Source organism: Lysinibacillus sp. RU7, assembly GCF_057837305.1.
Genome location: NZ_JBYQFK010000273.1, coordinates 1 through 242 on the forward strand (window position 1 = coordinate 1; position 242 = coordinate 242).

The 242-nt window shown below is 37.6% G+C and carries 1 protein-coding gene; it reads left to right on the plus strand.

Translation table 11 applies throughout. The features are described 5' to 3' along the window. Positions 1–242: Hsp33 family molecular chaperone HslO (locus tag AC3II9_RS22375; RefSeq protein WP_489158964.1), on the plus strand; the 242-nt coding region annotated here is incomplete at both ends.

The following is a 242-nucleotide window of genomic DNA, read 5'->3' on the forward strand; positions in this document are numbered from 1 at the left end:
GATTTATGGCCACGTTTGACGATGTTGACCGAAACATTAAAAGCTGAAGAGCTTACCAATTTAGATGCAAATGAAATCTTATATCGTTTATATAACGAAGAAGAAGTTCGTTTACCAGAAATTGAAGCATTAAAATTTGGCTGTACATGTTCAAAAGAACGCTGTGCAAATGCCCTGATTCAAATTGGTGTAGACGCTGTTCATGAAACCCTAGAACATCAGAACCCGATTCGTATGGACTG